The sequence below is a fragment of the Polaromonas sp. UC242_47 genome (assembly GCF_044452385.1).
Classification (GTDB): Bacteria; Pseudomonadota; Gammaproteobacteria; order Burkholderiales; family Burkholderiaceae_C; genus Polaromonas.
The window spans coordinates 1,690,980-1,707,424 of the sequence record NZ_JBIOAO010000001.1; the positions used below are offsets into that span (position 1 = coordinate 1,690,980).

The window sequence follows — 16,445 nt, forward strand, 5'->3', positions numbered from 1 at the left end:
ATGCCTGAGGCTGCGGCGCGGCGCCGCCAGTTGGCGCCGTTTGCGGCGCTGTCGGCCAGTTATTTCGCCCATATCGGGTTTTTCAACCCGTATCTGCCGCTCTGGCTCAAGGAGCTGGGTTTCAGCATCCTGGCCATCAGCCTGCTGACCTCGGTGCAGGCCGCGACCCGGCTGTTTGCGCCTTATGGCTGGGGCGCGCTCAGCGACCACACCGGTGAACGGGTCAAGTTGCTGCGTTTCGGCGCCAGCGTGGCGCTGATCGCCTCGCTGGGCCTGTGGATGGACTTTGGTTCTGAATCCGGCATCTGGTGGCTGAGCGCCGTGTTGCTGCTGATGTTCACCCACACCAGTTCCATGATGTCCTTGAGCGAGGCCGCGATGGCCCACCTGATCAGCCACGGCGGCGCGTTTGACGCCCGGCGTTACGGGCGTGTGCGTTTGTGGGGCTCGCTGGGTTTTCTGGTCACGGTGTTTGTCGCCGGCAGCTGGTTCGAGGTTTTCGGCATGAAACACTTCCCGGCCTGGACCTTTGTGACGCTGCTGGCGGTGACCATCAGCGTCTGGCTGTTGCCCGATCTGAAGGAATCCGTCAGCCCGCATGAAGAAAAAATTCCGGTAGGACCCATCCTGCGCCGGCCTGTGGTGCAGTGGTTTTTTGCCTCGGCGTTTTTCCATGTGTTGGCGCACATCGGCATTTACGTCTTCTTTTCCCTGTACCTGGACTCGATTGGTTACAGCAAAGCCATGATTGGCATCTTGTGGGCAGTGTCGGTGGTGGTCGAGATCGGCTGGTTTTACACCCAAGGCCGCTGGCTGCCCCAATTCAGCCTGAACGCCTGGCTGGTGGTGTGCGCCGTCGCCATGGCGCTACGCATGAGCATCACCGCCACCGGCGCCGGGGTGCTGGCCTTGCTGCTGTTTGCGCAGATGCTGCATGCGCTGACTTTTGCGACCCACCACACCGTGTGTATTGCCTTGCTTTCGCACCATTTTCCCGGCCGCCTGCGCGGTCGCGGGCAGGCCTTGTACGTGGTGATGGCTTATGGTTTTCCGGGCGTGCTGGGCGGTTTGGCCGGTGGTGTGCTCAGTTCGGCTTTTGGCTTGGTGAGTGTTTATTGGGCCTGCACGGCGGCCAGTCTGGTGGCAATGGCTTGTGCTTACCGCAGTTGGTCTTTGCAGCGACGACTGGATGCTGCAGCGGCCCCAGCACCCTGATTCTTAGGCCTTTCAGGCCTCCAGCCCATGAGGGACGGGCGCAAGCAGCTATGGATTGTGTAGCGTTTTAGCGCGTTGCTGCGGTCTTGAACGGGTTGAAGCCGGTGATCATCACGGTGGCCGCCAGCACCAGCACACAACCCGGTGCCATGCCCCAGGTGACAGGTTCGCCCAGAAACAGGCCGCCCCAGGCGATGCCGAACAGCGGGATCATGAAGGCCGCCGAGGTCGCGGCGCTGGCCTGGATTTCGCGCATCAGCCGCATGCTGATCCAGTACATGAAGCCGCTGGTCACCAGCCCCAGCACCGCGACCGACAGCAGCGCGGCTGTGCTGGGCTGCATGGCCGGCACCGACAGCCCGGTCGGCACCAACAGCAGCAAGGCGGCCGCCACATGCACGGCGGCCGAGGCGGGCAGTGGCTGGTGGGTGTGGCTGGCGCGTTTCATCAAAATCGCGCCGCAGGCGTAACAGGCCGCGGCCGCCACACAGGCCAGGGCGCTGATCAACACTGGGGTGGTCACGGCCACCGGCCCCAGGCGCACCAGCAAGGCGACGCCCGCAAAACCGACAACGCAACCCAGCAGGCGGCGCAGCGTGAGGCGTTCTTCACGCACCACGGCGGCGGCGAGCACGCCGAACAGCGGCGCGGTGGCGTTCAGCACGGCGGAATACCCGGCGGGCAAATGCAGGCCGGCCCAACCGAAGAGCACAAAAGGTGCGACCACCGTCAGCACACTCAGCAGCACCAGGCGCGGCCAGGCGTTGCGTGCCGGCCAGCGCTCGCGCAGCAGTGTCATCAAGCCGGCCAGCACCAGCGCCGCCAGCACGCAACGCAGGCCTGCCAGACCCCAGGGACCCAACGCCGGGCTGGCGATACGGATGAAGGGAAAGGACGCGCCCCAAAGCGCGGACAAGGCAAGGAGTTGGAGAAAGTGGCGGCTGTGCATGGGAGCTTGCATTGTGAGGCACGGCCCGTCCCCGGGTCTTCTGCCTGGAATGTGGCATGCGAATTTTCGAGGATTTTTTCTTCAGCACCGGTCGCTTTGCGGGTGTCGCCGCGCTTGGCGCAATGACGCGCCTCGAGCACCACAAGCCATGGCAACAGCGGTTTTGAACGGGACAAAAGAAGGCCAGGGGCGGTCCGAAATTTTTGTCCGCTGGCTGCATACATGTCTACACGGTATCCGGCAGGCTGGATAATGCCCGCTCACACATGGAAAACCTGATCTCATGAAAACAGTTCTCGTCCTCAATGGCCCCAACCTCAACCTGCTCGGTACCCGTGAGCCCGCGGTGTATGGCTCGCAGACCCTGGCCGACGTGGAGGCCTTGTGTGCCAAAACCTGTGCCGCCCATGGCTTGCAGCTCGACTTTCGCCAGAGCAACCACGAAGGGGTGTTGATCGACGCGATCCAGGAAGCCGGGCGCGCCCAGGCCGCCGGCACCCTGGTCGGCGTGGTGCTGAATGCCGGTGCCTACACCCACACCAGCGTCGCGCTGCATGACGCGATCAAGGGGGCGGGCGTGAGCCTGATCGAGCTGCATATCAGCAACGTGCATGCGCGCGAGGCGTTTCGCCACCACTCCTACATCTCGCCCGTGGCCAAAGCCGTGATGGCCGGGTTCGGCGTCAAGGGTTATGCCCTGGCGATTGCTGGTTTGGCCGATCTGGCCTGATCTGCTTAACAAGTTCTGCCATGTCCACCTTGCCGAAATTCCTGGTGGACGAACGCGAGGTCGAGTTCAGCGCCATCCGTGCCCAGGGCGCGGGCGGGCAAAACGTCAACAAGGTCTCCAGCGCGATTCACCTGCGTTTTGACATCATGGCTTCATCGCTGCCCGAGGCAATCAAGGAGCGGCTGCTGTGCCTGAGCGACAGCCGCATCACGCAGGAAGGCGTGTTGGTGCTGAAGGCGCAGCAGCATCGGACCCAGGAGATGAACCGCGCCGATGCGCTGGCGCGGCTGCAGGAGGTTGTTGACGGCGTCTCCATCCCGCAGAAGGCGCGGCGCGCCACCAAGCCGACCTACGGCTCCAAGCAGCGCCGCCTGGCCGGAAAAAGCCAGCGCTCCGAGATCAAAAGCTCGCGCGGCAAAGTCAGCGAATAAGCGGTTTCAGTGGAGATTTTTGGTGTTTCAGGCCTCTGGCCCATAAGGGGTGGACGCAAGCAGCTATTGAATTTATAGCGACTGGGCATGGCGTGGGTCGACATCAACTGTCGATAATCAGGGGTCCATCAACCGGGTTTTCGCCATGCTCCAAATTCCCCTGTCTTTTTTACACCGGCCCGCCGATACCTCGGCTTTTCCGTCTCCTTGGCTGCTGGTGCTGATGCACGGCGTCGGCAGCAACGAACAAGACCTGTTCGGCCTCGCGCCTTATGTGCCCAAGCCTTTCCACGTGCTCAGCCTGCGCGCACCGTATGTGATGGGGCCGTCGGCCTACGGCTGGTTCGAGTTTTCGGTCACCCCGCAGGGTGGCCGCAACATCAACGAAGCCCAGGAAGCCGCCAGCCGGCAGCTCGTCGCGCAAACACTGGCCGCGGCGGCGCAGCAATTAGGCATTCCGCCCGAACGTGTGGTGGTGGGCGGTTTCAGCCAGGGCGGCATCATGTCGCTGTCCCTGCTGCTCACGCAACCGGCGCTGATGCACGGCGCGATGGTGATGCACAGCCGCCTCTTGCAGCAGATGTTGCCGCAATTGGCACCCGCAGCGGTGCTGCAAGGCAAACAGCTCTGGCTCAGCCACGGCACGCGTGACCAGGTGATTCCGCTCGCAAATGCCCATGCCATCCGGGATTTGGTGGCAAGCCTGCCGATTGATTTGTCTTACGCCGAATACCCGAGTGCACACGAGATCATCCAGCAGGAGCTGGTGGAGGCGATGGGGTGGTTGCAGGGGCTGAGTGCCCAGGGCTGACGGTCATGCGGCCCATTTCGATGCCGAATGTCATCCTGCCAACGACAAAAGGCTTCAAAACCGAAGTTCTGAAGCCTTTGATGCTTGGCTCAGCGCAAGGCTGAGTTAGCTGTTTGGCAACGGCATGGCTGCCGTTGACGGGGTTCGCAGGGCTTAGTAGCCGCCGCGACCGCCGCCGCCGCCGTAGCCGCCACCGCCGGAGCGATCGCCACCACCGCCGTAACCACCACCACCGCCGCCGAAGCCGCCGGTACGGGGAGGACGTGCCTCCATCGGACGGGCTTCGTTCACAGTGATGCTACGGCCGCCCAGGGACTGGCCGTTCATGCCGGCGATTGCGGCTTGAGCTTCAGCATCGCTGCCCATTTCCACAAAGCCAAAGCCTTTGGAGCGACCGGTGTCGCGTTCCATCATGACTTTTGCGCTGGTGATGGAACCGAATTCGCCGAAAGACTGTTGCAGATCTTCGTCGCGCACTGAATAAGGCAGATTGCCGACGTAAAGTTTATTGCCCATAAGGACTCCTCAAAAACACTAAAAAAAAGCGATGGGGTCCCGAAAGCACAACAAACCCAAGAAGTACCGCCGTGGCGCGCGAAACTGACCATTCACCTAACCTGCGCGGGCATTTTGGTACTCGCGCACCTGGATTATGCGCCAGGAAATGAAATATGGGGCAATCACATTCTTTATCCACATTGTGCGACCCGGATTAAACACCCTCTGTCTATAGCGGCTATTCGGCGGCACGGCATGGGCGGTTTGCCGTTGGGCTGAGCCACCCGCATGCCGTGTTGGCCTGGATTTTTAAGAAGATTGACCTCCAGGGCTTTTGAACAGGTTGTAGTTTGCTATCTATTTTGTGGCGTCATGAGGCCCTGAGTCAGCTGCCACAACAAGCCTGGTGCCGGCAAAACCAGCAGCGACAGCATATGCATCGCCAGCGGAACAAGGGCAACCAAGTCACTCGTTCTCGAACAATCCCCCGATGTTCAAAATATCGTGCGCAATTTCAGGCCGCTGCTCCAAACTGCGCTTGATGGCCGCCGGGATAGCCTGCCGCGTCTTTCGGCACAGGCCGGGTTGTTCATGGACCAGGATCGTGATGCCGCGTAGGCTGCGGACAACATTGGGGCTGGTGTTGATGCTCAACCGGATGCCGACTTGCTGTTCCATCCGTTCTTCCATGCGCCGCAGATCGCTGAGGCTGCTCAAGTTTTCCAACCGCTGCAACAGGCGTTTTTCATCCTCGCGGGTCAGTCGCAATACGCGCAGGTCGCCGCTTGGGTTTGCCAGCAGCGCATCGCGCCCGCAGTTGCAGGCACCGGGTGGACATTCGGTGCGTATGGGGAAGGGGGGCAGCGTAGTCGTCATGAGCAAGGCCATCCTTTGTTTCAGACTGGGATGGCAGTTTGAGCGATCATAGTCAGACTTGAATACCCCATCCCTTGGTGGGACAGGCCACAGGACTCAGATCAGCAGCGACCCGCCATCATTTTTTGGTCCGGCTGCGACGCACCGGCTTCGCTTTCAGCGGTATGTCTTGCTGGTTCGCCTGATCGAGCCAGAGCAAGGTGTCCACATGCGACAGAAAACGCCGCAGGTAGTCGGGTGACAGCTTGCGCATCAAGGCGAGGGAGCGAAGCACCAGCATGTGTGAATTCAGCGGGCCGGCATTGACCGGTCCTCGATCGACGGACTGGGCTACCTGGCCTTCGGCCGCAATTTTGGACCACGTCTCCCTGAAGCGACGCACACTCGCCATTTCAGAATTGGCTGCCATATCGCTGACCAGGCTGCTCCCCAGATCGCTTCCCGGGTGATGGTCGACGCTGTCTTTTTTTACGTCCCGGATGTGCTGGTTCAGCTGGGCCAGCGGCGCGCAGGGCCGGTTGATGGCCGAGGACCCGCCCAGCCGCCGCATTGCCCTGAAATCGCCGGCCACGAAAAGCCGCTGCAGTTCACGGGCCAGCTCCGGATGTTGGGCGGACAGGCTTGCCAACTCGTCGCTGGCCGCCTTTTTTGCCTGCCTGAAACGTTGCTCATAGTCCGCCAGCGCAACTTTGAACTTGCCCTCCAGGATGCGCCGCACCTCGGCTGGCGCTGTGTCCAAACGCTGCGACAGCACTTCCAGGTAATGAAAACGTGCGGGATCAAGGTACTGGGCGCCCTGGTTGCGCAAGGACGTTTGCCACGATAGCAGCGACGGCTCTCCCTGTTGCAGCAGATGCGGCCTATCGGCGAGACCCGACTCACTCATGGGGTAGAGGGTTTCAGATTGGCGGACTTGGGCACCGGCGCCATTTCCACGCGCCGGTTCAGCGCGCGGCCCTTGTCATTGGTGTTGGAGGCCACCGGCTGCTCTGCGCCAAAGGCCGCGGCAAAGGCTCGTGAGGAGGGCATGCCTTCCTCGATCAGGGCGCGGGTCACCGTCAGCGCGCGCTGGGCCGACAGCTCCAGGTTGTCCGCAAAACGCTGGTTGCCTTCCTGGATGGGTTTGTCGTCGGTAAAACCGCTGACCATCAACATTTCATCACGTTCACCCAGGTAGACCTGCAGGGGGGGCACCAGGCTTTTCAGTAGCAAGCGGCCGTCGGGCCGCAACTGGTCCGAGTTCAGGGGAAACAACACGCTGCCGCTGATGCCAATGCGTCCGTTGTTCAGCGTGACCCGGCCCGTGGCGAGCGGAACGGCCAGGGCCTTTTCCAGGGCCATGCGGCGCTGCTCTTCGACCCGGCGCTTTTGCACCTCGGACTCCAGATTGGTCATCAGGTCCATCTGGACCACCAGCACCCCCGACCAGGATCAGCACAAAAGCGCCCAGCAAGCCCGACATCAGGTCGCCGAAAACGGCCCAGACCGGCGCGGTCTGTTCTACGCCGTCGCCGTTGTCGTCAAGCTCGCTCATCCAGCGACTCCCTCGGGCAATGCGGCCTGCTTGCTGTGGAGCTGTCGCAGGTCTTCGACAATGCCTTGCTGCGAGCTGATGCTGAGATCGATGACCTCGCGCGCCTGCGCCACGTAGTAGGCCAGTTGTTCGTCACTGCGCACCATGGACTGGCTCATGCTGCCTTCCATGCGCTGCAGGCTGTCGATCAACTTCTCGTTGCTGGTGTTGAAAAGCTGCACGCCGTGGTTGAAGGATTCACCCAGGCTGGCCAGCTCGACCGCGCTGCCGACCACCTGGGCCGCCAGTTCGGCGGACTTGCCGGCCTGCGCGCCCAGCGTGTCGGCAAACTGCTGGCTGGCCTGGTCCATCACCGCCGCCGCAGAGGCAGCCAGCGACTCGATGGCCACGCGCTGTTCGCCCGAGGACTGGTTGATGGTCTGCAGCAGCGCATTGATCTTGTCCATCACGGCGACGCGTTCCTCCAGTGCCAGGTTGTCACGCTCGGTGATACGGCTCATTTCCTGCCGCAACTGCGCAATCACTTCGGCCGCGGCCTGCGGCACCTCGGAGGCCGTTTGCATGAGGCGGGTCATGGGCGCTTCCAGCGCCGAGCCCAGTGTGGCCAGATGGGTGGCCAATGCCGCCTGCAGCTCGCCCAGGCGCTCGACAGCGGCATTGCCCCGTATCGCCTCCTGGTCGCGAAGCGCGCCCAGCTCCGTGCGCCAGACACTGGTCAGTTGATCCATGCGCTCGCCCTGCTGCTGCGTCCAATCGGCTTCGGTCGCTATGCGCGAACGAACCAGCTCCTCGGAGCGGTCCAGCAGGCGGGTCATGTCGTCCAGGGTCCGGCTGGCCTGGTGGCTGGTGCGTTCCGTGATGTCGGCGGCGGTCTTCTCCAGTGCCAGGCAGACGGCCTGTTGCTGGTCCAGCATCTGCACGCCGGCGCGCTGCCATTCGCTGTGTAACGTGGCGGCCATGTGCTCCAGCTGCTGCGACCAGGCGGCCAGCCGTTGCTGATCGGTCGATGCCTGCTCAGCCTGCGAGCTGGCCGCGGCCTCGTTGATGGTGAGCAGATGACCGGCCAGCGCCGCCTGCAGTTCGCCCAGCCGCTCCACCGCGGCGTTGCCGCGCGTGGCCTCGTCGTCTCGGAGCGCGCCCAGCTCCGTGCGCAGCAAGCTGGCCAGTTGCTCCATGCGCTCGCCGTGCTGTTGCATCCAGCGGGCTTCGGCGTCGATACGGGCCCGCGTCAGTTCTTCGGACTGCGCCAGCAGCTTGGTCATGTCGCCCAGGGTCTGGCTCGCATGCTGGCTGGCACGCTCGTTGATCTCGCCGGCGGTTTTCTCCAGCGTCTCGCACACGGCCTGCTGCTGGGCCAGGGTCTGTGCCCCGACGTTCTGCCATTCGCTCTGCAGTGTGGCCGCCATGGCTTCCAGCGCCTGGGTCCAGCTCGCCAGTCGCTGGCTGTCCGCCGCGGCCTGGTCCGATTGCGAGCGGGTCGCGGCCTCGTTGACCGTGGTCAGCAAGGCACTGGCGCGTTGCTCGAAACTGTCCGTGAAGCTGGCCAGTGCCCGGTCCAGGCCCTGGACCTGGTGTTCGCTGGTGCGGGCATGGGTTTGCAGCGCCGTTGTCCAGCCCTCGGACACGCTGCGGGCGGTGGCGCTGAAGGCGCTGCTGAGGCCGTTCAGCTGTGTCTGCGCTGCGTCGCTCACACGTTCGTGTAGGCGTTTTGATTCCTGCGCGATTTCCGTCATCGCCGCCTCGACCACGGGCTTGAGGCTTTCGCCCGCTGCCCTGGCGCTGGCCGTCAGGCTGTCTTTCAGGGTCTGCCCCACGCTGTCGGCCAGACCGGTGTAGGCCACGCTGACTTCCCTGTGGAACTGGGCCTGGCTGCCCAGCAGTTGCTCGTTCAACTGCTGGCTACGGCGTTCCATGCCTTCCATCATGGCCTGCAACTTGTCGACCACCTCAGGCAAGGCATTGGCCTGCAGCTGCAGCGCCTTGAAGGTTTCCTGACGCTGGTGAGCGAGCGACAGCGGCCGAAAGACGGTCGCGATACGGGCGTCCAACTGCCGCGCAACGTCCACCCGCTCACGGCGGCTGATGGCCGACAGCAGGCCCAGCATGGCCGACGAGGCCACCCCGGCCACCGAGGTGCCAAAGGCCAGTCCCAGGCCTTTGATGGGGGCGGCCAGCGCCGAGCGTATGGCGTGCAGATCTGTCGAACCTTCCAGCGCAAACACGGCGCCCTTGAAGGTCACGACCATGCCCAGGAAGGTGCCCAGCATGCCCAGCATCACCAATAGCCCCACCAGGTAAGGTGTCAGCGCCGGGCCCGGCAAGCCGACCCGTTCCCCTTCGATACGCAAACGCACGGCGTTTTGCAGGGAAGGGTGGACACCGCCCAGCCATGCGCCGATATCAGGCCGCGGCTGCGCAATGTCGGCCAGCGCCTTCGCCAGGGAGGCCGTGGCAGCGCGAAACTGCTTGAGTTCAAACGCGCCCAGCAAATACACACCGGCAATCACCGCCGTCATGACCAGGGCCATCCAGCTCGTACCGACAAACCCCACGCCCACCCAGGCCACGGTGATCAGACCGATGGCGAAGGCGACTGCAAAAAAAACTCTGTTCATGGCTGCTTCTTGACCTCGTTACTGAATGCTTCTATCAATCCCACCACCGGCTGCAGCCGGACTTCCAGTTCCGCCAGCAAGACCTCCTGCATCTCCAAGCCGAAGACGTCCTGCTGCTGGGTATTCCGCAAATGCTTGAAACGCCGTTCCAGCAGCACAGGCACTGTCGAGAGCAGTTTTTGCTCCCGGGCGCCGAGCCGCTCGTCCATCACGGCATCGAAGCTGGCCAGTTGCCCGAGCTCGGGCGAGACCCGGGTCATGGCATCCCGGACATAGGCACGCAAGGCCTCAATCCTCAAAACCATCTGACGCTGCTGGCCGAGATAACGCTGGCGATGCGGTGCATAACCTGCGTCCGTTTCCAGGGCGGCCTCCGGCTGGGGCAGGGCGTTCCTGGTTTGGTTGCCGCCAGGGGGGGCGTCGCTTGCCGTGATGGCTTTGGCCAGGGTCGTTCGCACCCGATGAAATTCCTCTTCCAGGGCGGGGGCTTTGGCCAACCGTGCATCCGATGGCTTCTTGTCGTTACCCGCATCAATCGCCTGGTGCGCCGCATGGAGCGTGATGGCATCGAAAACGTTCAGCCACTCGCCCAGTCGTTCCGCAACGTCCTGCTTGGACGCCTCAACCTCCACGGAGGCCAAATCACCAAGCAGCCGAACCAGTCTTGAACTGCTGAAATTCCTGTGCAAATACATTCCTTTGACGTTGAAACCTGGGCGCAAGAGCTGTTGGACGCGACCTGAGTCGCCCAAGTCATCGACAACGCGTCCCTAGTCGAGTCCACCACGGCAGACACCGGCAAAAGACGCTTTTGAACTTTGAAATAAGGTCTGTCGGGACTTGAGCCGTCCCATCCCTGCAACCGGAGATGATTCATCTCTCGGTCAGGGCGACCGTATGACCGCTGGCTGTCTTCGGGTATTCCGCAGCACGCGTTTGACCGTTTGCCACTGGCAGACAGCGCCCATCCTACGTTAAACCCTTGATTTTAAACGAAATCGGCTTCCGGTCTTGGAGGTCTGGATGCAGGTTGCTATCGATTTGATAGCGATTGCCAGGGCTAGCCGATTCGCTGCAACAAACCCGGCAGCGACGACGCCAGCAGCGCCACGCCGGTACCCGTCAGCAGGCTCAGCACCACCTTGCGAAAGGTCGCTTCGCTGATGCCGATATACAGCCGTGCACCCAGCAGCGAGGGTATCAGCATGGCCGGTGCGACGATGGCGAAATAGGGCAGGGTGGCGCTGCTGATGACGCCGGTGGCGACATAACTGGCAAAGGTGACGGCCAGCATGGACAGGTTGAAGTTCTGGATGATGGCGCGCTGCGCATCTTTCTCCAGGCCGCGCAGTGTGCACCACAAAGTGGGCAAGACGCCGGTAAAACCACCCAGCGCACCCATCAGGCCGCCGCCAGCGCCTACCAGTCCGTCAGCCACACGCCCGCCACGCGTGATACGCGGCAATTGCGCGCTCAGCAGCATGGCCGGACACCAGACCAGCAGCAGCGCGCCCAGCAAGGCCTTGAACACTTGCACGTCCAGCCGCGGCAGCAAAAGCAGGCCCAGCGGCAAGCCGAGCAGGCCACCGAGTACAAAAGGCGCGAGCCGTTTCAGATCAAAACCGCGCCGCACGGTGACGGCGGCGATGATTTGCCCGGTCAGCGAGCCAAACACCGCCAGGGCGGCGGCCAGGCGCGGGTCCAGGGTCCAGGCCCAGAAGGACATGGACACCAGCCCGAAGGCAAAACCCGACAGGCCTTGCACAAACCCCGCGGCCATGGCGCCCGCGATGATGATCAGCGTTTGCGAGTCCATGCGTCAGCCGGGGCCGGCTCAGGACGCGTAGTCGCTGATGGGCACGCAGCTGCAGAACAGGTTGCGGTCGCCGTAGACGTTGTCCACGCGGCCCACAGGCGGCCAGTATTTGGCATGCTGGGTGGTGCTGAGGATGGCCGCGCCCACATCGCGGCTGTAAGCATGTTTCCACTCGCCCTTGAGCAGGCTCAAGGCCGTGTGGGGTGCGGCTTTCAGCGGGTTGTCGTCCTGTGGCCACTCGCCTTTTTCGATGCGGCGGATTTCCTCGCGAATGGCGATCATCGCGGTGATGAAACGCTCCAGCTCGTCCAGCGTTTCGCTTTCGGTGGGCTCCACCATCAGGGTGCCGGCGACCGGGAAGCTCAAGGTCGGGGCATGAAAACCGTAGTCGATCAGGCGTTTGGCCACGTCTTCGGCGGTGACGCCGCTGGTTTCCTTGAGGGGGCGCAGGTCCAGGATACATTCGTGCGCAACATGGCCGTTGGCGCTGGCGTACAAGGTCGGGTAATGGTCTTTCAGGCGCGCGCTGATGTAGTTGGCGCTCAGGATGGCCACTTCGGTCGCCTGCTGCAGGCCTTCGGGGCCCATCATGCGGCAATACATCCAGCTGATGGGCAAGACCGCGGCATTGCCCAGCGGTGCGGCGGAGATGGCCCCGACACCGTTGACCGGCAAACCTGCCGTGGCATGGCCGGGCAGATAAGGCACGAGGTCGGCCACCACACACACGGGACCGACACCGGGGCCGCCGCCGCCGTGCGGGATACAAAAAGTCTTGTGCAAATTAAGGTGGCTCACGTCGCCGCCGAACTCGCCGGGTGCGGCCACGCCGACCAGGGCATTCATGTTGGCGCCATCGACGTAAACGCGTCCGCCGTGCGAATGCACCAGCTGGCACAACTCTTTGACCTGGGTTTCAAACACGCCGTGCGTGCTGGGGTAGGTGATCATCACGCAAGCCAGATTGGCGCTGTGTTGCTCACACTTGGCTTGCAGGTCGGCCATGTCCACATTGCCTTGCGCATCGCAGGCCGTGACCACCACCGTCATGCCGGCCATGTGGGCGCTGGCCGGGTTGGTGCCGTGAGCCGACGAAGGGATCAGGCAGATGTTGCGGTGGCCCTGGCCCTGTGCTTCATGGAAGGCCTTGATGACCAGCAGGCCGGCGTATTCACCCTGCGAGCCGGCGTTGGGCTGCAGGCTGATGCCGGCGTAGCCCGTGGCCTGGCACAACCAGTCACGCAGTTGTTTGTCGAGTTCGGCATAACCCTGCAACTGCTCGGCGGGTGCAAAGGGATGGATGTTGGCAAACTCGGGCCAGGTGATGGGAATCATCTCGCTGGTGGCGTTGAGCTTCATGGTGCAAGAGCCCAACGGGATCATGCTGCGGTCCAGCGCCAGGTCCTTGTCGCTGAGCATGCGGATGTAACGCAACATGCCGGTTTCGGAGTGGTGCGTGTTGAACACCGGATGGGTGAGAAAGGTGCTGCTGCGGCGCAGTGCTTCGGGGATCAGGGAGGTGATGCCTTTTTCGAAGCTGCTCACCACCGGCAGGGTCTGGCCGGGCTGGGCAAAAAAGGACCAGAGCAGCTCGATGTCTTTGCGACTGGTGGTTTCGTCCAGCGACACACCCAGGTGATTGTTTAAGCGAAATCGCAGGTTAGCCCCCGACTGGCGGGCGCGATCAGCTATTAAATTAGTAGCGTCTCCGGTCTTGATGGTGACCGAATCAAAGGCGCCGGTATTGGTGATCTCGTAACCCAGCTCCTTCAGGCCTTGCACAAAAATCGCGGTGTAGGCCGCCACACGTTCGGCGATGCGTTTCAGGCCTTGCGGGCCGTGATACACCGCATACATGCTGGCCATCACCGCGGGCAGCACCTGGGCGGTGCAGATGTTGGAGGTGGCTTTTTCGCGGCGAATGTGTTGCTCGCGGGTTTGCAGTGCCAGGCGGTAGGTTGGGTTGCCGTGGCTGTCGACACTGACGCCGACCAGGCGGCCGGGCAGTGAGCGTTTGAACTCGTCGCGGCAGGCCAGGTAAGCCGCATGGGGGCCGCCGTTGCCCATGGGCATGCCAAAACGCTGGGTGGTGCCTAACACGATGTCGGCGTCCCACTCACCAGGCGGCGTGAGCAGGGTCAGCGCCAGCAGGTCGGCGGCGACACACAGGGCGGCGCCATCGGCATGGGCGTGGCCGGCCAGCGGCCGCAAGTCATGGATGCTGCCGGTGGTGGCGGGGTACTGCGCCAGCACGCCGAAATAATTGCCCTCGGCCATCATCATGGGCAGGGTGCTGGAAGCGGTGCTGACCTTGACCTCGATGCCCAGCGGTTTGGCGCGGGTCTGGATCACTTCAATCGTTTGCGGGTGGCAGTCGCCGGCCACCAGGAACACATTGCTTTTGCTTTTGACGCTGCGTTGGGCCAGGGTCATGGCTTCGGCGGCGGCGGTGGCTTCGTCGAGCATGGACGCGTTGGCAATCGGCATGCCGGTCAGGTCACAGACCATGGTCTGGAAGTTGACCAGCGCCTCCATGCGGCCCTGCGAAATTTCGGCCTGGTAAGGCGTGTAGGCGGTGTACCAGGCGGGGTTTTCCAGCACGTTGCGCAAAATCACGCCCGGTGTGTAGGTGCCGTAATAGCCCTGGCCAATGAAGTTTTTGAAGACCTGGTTTTTGGCCGCAATCGCCTTGAGCTGCTTGAGCGCTGCTGCCTCGGTCACCGGCGCCGGAATCGCCATGGCACTTTGGCGCGCGATGGAGCGCGGAACAATCCCGTCGATCAACTCGCGGCGCGAGGCGGAGCCCACCACCTTGAGCATGTGGACCTCGTCCGCCGCATCAATGCCGATGTGGCGGGCGATAAATTCAGCAGGATTTTCAAGCTCGCCCAGCGGCTTGGCGGTTGACATCAACATGGGGATTCTTTCCATTGAATGGGGACGAGGCAATTTTTCGGCGGGCCGCCCTAAAAAAATTGGCCCCTTCTCCGGGTGAAAGGGGCAGCGCAACGCCGAAGGCCCGCGAAGCGACAAGCGTGGGGGCAGCTATTTATGCGTCTTTGGCAAACGCGGCGTAAGCCGCTTCGTCCAGCAGCGCGTCCAGCTGCTTGGCATCCGACAGCTTGACCTTGAAGAACCAGCCGGCGCCCAGCGGGTCGCTGTTGGCCAGCGACGGGTCGTCGCGCAGGGCTTCATTGACTTCGGTGATGTCGCCGCTGACAGGCATATAAACATCGGCGGCGGCCTTGACCGACTCCACCACGCCGGCAATGGCTTTTTGCGCAAACGTGCTGCCGACGGCAGGCAGGTCCACAAACACCACGTCACCCAATGCGTCTTGCGCATGGACGGTGATGCCGACGGTGGCGATGTCGCCGGTCACGCTGAGCCATTCGTGGTCTTCGGTGTACTTGATCATGGTTTTCTCCGTTAATTGAGGTCGTTAGAGTCGGTTGATATCAGCCGCGGAAATAGCGGTTGGGAACAAAAGGCATGGCCGTCACTTCCATGGCGACGGGTTTGCCACGCACGATGGCGTTGACTTTGGTGCCCAGCGTGGCATACGCGGGCGCCACATAAGCCATGGCGATTGGCTGGGCGATTGTCGGCCCCAGCAGGCCACTGCTGACTTCGCCGATACGCTGGCCGTCGGTATTTTGCAACTCGGTGTGTTCGCGCACCGGCACACGTTCCAGCGCGATCAGGCCCACGCGTTTGCGTGTCAGGGCCGCGGGGTCTGCCAGTTGCGCCAGCACTTTGTCGGCACCCGGAAAACCACCGGCGCGTGCGCCGCCGCTGCGACGCACTTTCTGCATCGCCCAGTTCAGGCCGGCTTCCACCGGCGTGGTGCTGGTGTCCAGGTCGTTGCCGTACAGGCACAAGCCGGCTTCCAGGCGCAATGAATTGCGTGCGCCCAGACCGGCGGGTTTGACTTCGGGTTGGGCAAGCAGGGCTCTGGCCAGTGTCTCGGCCTGTGCCGCCGGCACCGAGATTTCAAAACCGTCTTCGCCTGTGTAGCCGCTGCGTGTGAGGAAACAGTCGCAACCCGCGATCTTGAAATGACCGCCGGTCATGAAAACGAGTTTTTCAACATCGGGGGCGAGGCGCGCCAGTGCGGTAACGGCCTGTGGGCCCTGCAGTGCCAGCAGCGCCAGGTCGGGCAGGGGGATGATCTCGCAGCGGCTGCCGATTTTGGCCTGGATATGCGCGATGTCACCGACCTTGCAGGCGCCGTTGACGATGACAAAAATATCATCTCCGCGGTTGAAAAACATCAGGTCGTCGATGATGCCGCCCTCGTCATTGAGCAGCAGGCCGTAACGCTGCTTGCCGACCGCCAGGTCCATGACATCGACCGGCATCAAGGTTTCCAGCGCGGCGGCCGCATCCGGTCCGACCAGGCGCAACTGGCCCATGTGCGACACATCAAACAGGCTGGCGGCCTTGCGGGTGTGGTGGTGCTCGGCCATCAGGCCGGCCGGGTATTGCACCGGCATGGCGTAAGCCGCAAACGGCACCAGGCGTGCGCCAAGCTCTACATGGAGCTCATGCAGCGGTGTTTTCAGCAGAGGGGAATCGGTAGCGGACACAGGCGTTCTCCGGGGCAAAGCGTTATCCATGATAAAAAATCATGGGCTGCCCCTGCTGTCCGCTTTACCTGAGAGATTCACCTGGCGATGCAGGTTTGCTCCTTCGGTGGGCTGCCTTGAAGGCAGCCTCTCTCCAGTAGGGAACGTTGCCGGCAGCACATGCCCAACAACGGTTGCCAGTCCTTTTGCCTGAGCGTTCAGCACACCAGAAAGGGGGTGCATGCGCCTTCGGCGGTTTTCATGTGAAAACTCTCTCCTGACCGGGTAAGTGTAGCCCAAGCCCTGGGGGGCGTCCGCGCATGGAAGTCAATTTTTCGAGGGAGCGCCCCAAGGAAAAATGCGCTCCCTCGGCGGGCCGCGAACCCCCACGAGGTGGGCGCA

General features: G+C 62.7%; 14 protein-coding genes, 1 pseudogene and 2 riboswitches. Of the genes and pseudogenes, 4 read left to right on the top strand and 11 right to left on the bottom strand.

What is annotated here, in order from left to right:
* Window positions 1-1,215: an MFS transporter gene (locus ACHMXK_RS08360; protein WP_397439365.1), complete on the top strand. Its 1,215-nt coding sequence runs from the start codon at window positions 1-3 to the stop codon at window positions 1,213-1,215.
* Between the two features lie 67 nt (window positions 1,216-1,282).
* Here ACHMXK_RS08360 and ACHMXK_RS08365 read toward each other — a convergent pair whose 3' ends face one another.
* Complete coding sequence (locus ACHMXK_RS08365) at window positions 1,283-2,164, bottom strand: DMT family transporter (RefSeq protein WP_397439367.1); 882 nt, start codon at window positions 2,162-2,164, stop codon at window positions 1,283-1,285.
* Window positions 2,165-2,447: 283 nt separating this feature from the next.
* Between ACHMXK_RS08365 and aroQ the strand changes: the two genes are divergently transcribed.
* The 3 genes from aroQ to ACHMXK_RS08380 all read left to right on the top strand — a co-directional run bounded on the left by aroQ (window position 2,448) and on the right by ACHMXK_RS08380 (window position 4,136).
* Window positions 2,448-2,894 (top strand): type II 3-dehydroquinate dehydratase, encoded by a 447-nt coding sequence (gene aroQ / locus ACHMXK_RS08370; RefSeq protein WP_397439369.1) that lies wholly within the window; start codon window positions 2,448-2,450, stop codon window positions 2,892-2,894.
* A 20-nt stretch (window positions 2,895-2,914) separates the two neighbouring features.
* The gene (gene arfB, locus ACHMXK_RS08375; protein WP_397439371.1) at window positions 2,915-3,325 is read left to right on the top strand and encodes an alternative ribosome rescue aminoacyl-tRNA hydrolase ArfB; all 411 of its coding nucleotides are present in this window, start codon (window positions 2,915-2,917) and stop codon (window positions 3,323-3,325) included.
* Between the two features lie 145 nt (window positions 3,326-3,470).
* Entirely contained in the window at window positions 3,471-4,136 is a 666-nt protein-coding gene (locus tag ACHMXK_RS08380) for an alpha/beta hydrolase (protein WP_397439373.1), read from the top strand.
* 153 nt (window positions 4,137-4,289) lie between these two features.
* On the opposite strand, the gene ACHMXK_RS08385 is transcribed toward ACHMXK_RS08380, so the two are convergent.
* The 10 genes and pseudogenes from ACHMXK_RS08385 to gcvT all read right to left on the bottom strand — a co-directional run bounded on the left by ACHMXK_RS08385 (window position 4,290) and on the right by gcvT (window position 16,094).
* Window positions 4,290-4,652 carry an RNA recognition motif domain-containing protein gene (locus ACHMXK_RS08385; protein WP_397439375.1) on the bottom strand — a complete coding sequence of 121 codons (363 nt, stop codon included), beginning with the start codon at window positions 4,650-4,652 and terminating at the stop codon, window positions 4,290-4,292.
* A 447-nt stretch (window positions 4,653-5,099) separates the two neighbouring features.
* The gene (locus ACHMXK_RS08390) at window positions 5,100-5,510 is read right to left on the bottom strand and encodes a hypothetical protein (RefSeq protein WP_397439377.1); all 411 of its coding nucleotides are present in this window, start codon (window positions 5,508-5,510) and stop codon (window positions 5,100-5,102) included.
* 118 nt (window positions 5,511-5,628) lie between these two features.
* Window positions 5,629-6,318, bottom strand: a complete 690-nt coding sequence (locus ACHMXK_RS08395) for a DUF2894 domain-containing protein (protein WP_397439379.1) — start codon at window positions 6,316-6,318, stop codon at window positions 5,629-5,631.
* Between the two features lie 74 nt (window positions 6,319-6,392).
* Window positions 6,393-7,044: pseudogene (locus ACHMXK_RS08400) on the bottom strand (OmpA family protein).
* Window positions 7,041-9,659, bottom strand: a complete 2,619-nt coding sequence (locus tag ACHMXK_RS08405; RefSeq protein WP_397439381.1) for a DUF802 domain-containing protein — start codon at window positions 9,657-9,659, stop codon at window positions 7,041-7,043. Before ACHMXK_RS08405 ends, ACHMXK_RS08400 begins: the two are co-directional and overlap by 4 nt.
* The gene (locus tag ACHMXK_RS08410; protein WP_397439383.1) at window positions 9,656-10,381 is read right to left on the bottom strand and encodes a DUF3348 domain-containing protein; all 726 of its coding nucleotides are present in this window, start codon (window positions 10,379-10,381) and stop codon (window positions 9,656-9,658) included. Before ACHMXK_RS08410 ends, ACHMXK_RS08405 begins: the two co-directional genes overlap by 4 nt.
* Window positions 10,382-10,719: 338 nt before the next feature.
* On the bottom strand, window positions 10,720-11,475 hold the full coding sequence (locus tag ACHMXK_RS08415; RefSeq protein WP_397439385.1) for a sulfite exporter TauE/SafE family protein: 756 nt from the start codon (window positions 11,473-11,475) through the stop codon (window positions 10,720-10,722).
* Window positions 11,476-11,493: 18 nt separating this feature from the next.
* Entirely contained in the window at window positions 11,494-14,391 is a 2,898-nt protein-coding gene (gcvP, locus tag ACHMXK_RS08420) for an aminomethyl-transferring glycine dehydrogenase (RefSeq protein ID WP_397439387.1), read from the bottom strand.
* Window positions 14,392-14,524: 133 nt separating this feature from the next.
* Window positions 14,525-14,893 carry a glycine cleavage system protein GcvH gene (gene gcvH / locus ACHMXK_RS08425; protein ID WP_397439389.1) on the bottom strand — a complete coding sequence of 123 codons (369 nt, stop codon included), beginning with the start codon at window positions 14,891-14,893 and terminating at the stop codon, window positions 14,525-14,527.
* A gap of 40 nt (window positions 14,894-14,933) precedes the next feature.
* Complete coding sequence (gene gcvT, locus ACHMXK_RS08430; protein WP_397439391.1) at window positions 14,934-16,094, bottom strand: glycine cleavage system aminomethyltransferase GcvT; 1,161 nt, start codon at window positions 16,092-16,094, stop codon at window positions 14,934-14,936.
* 15 nt (window positions 16,095-16,109) lie between these two features.
* Window positions 16,110-16,211, bottom strand: a riboswitch (glycine riboswitch).
* Window positions 16,212-16,231: 20 nt separating this feature from the next.
* Window positions 16,232-16,333: riboswitch (glycine riboswitch) on the bottom strand.
* Window positions 16,334-16,445: the final 112 nt, after the last annotated feature.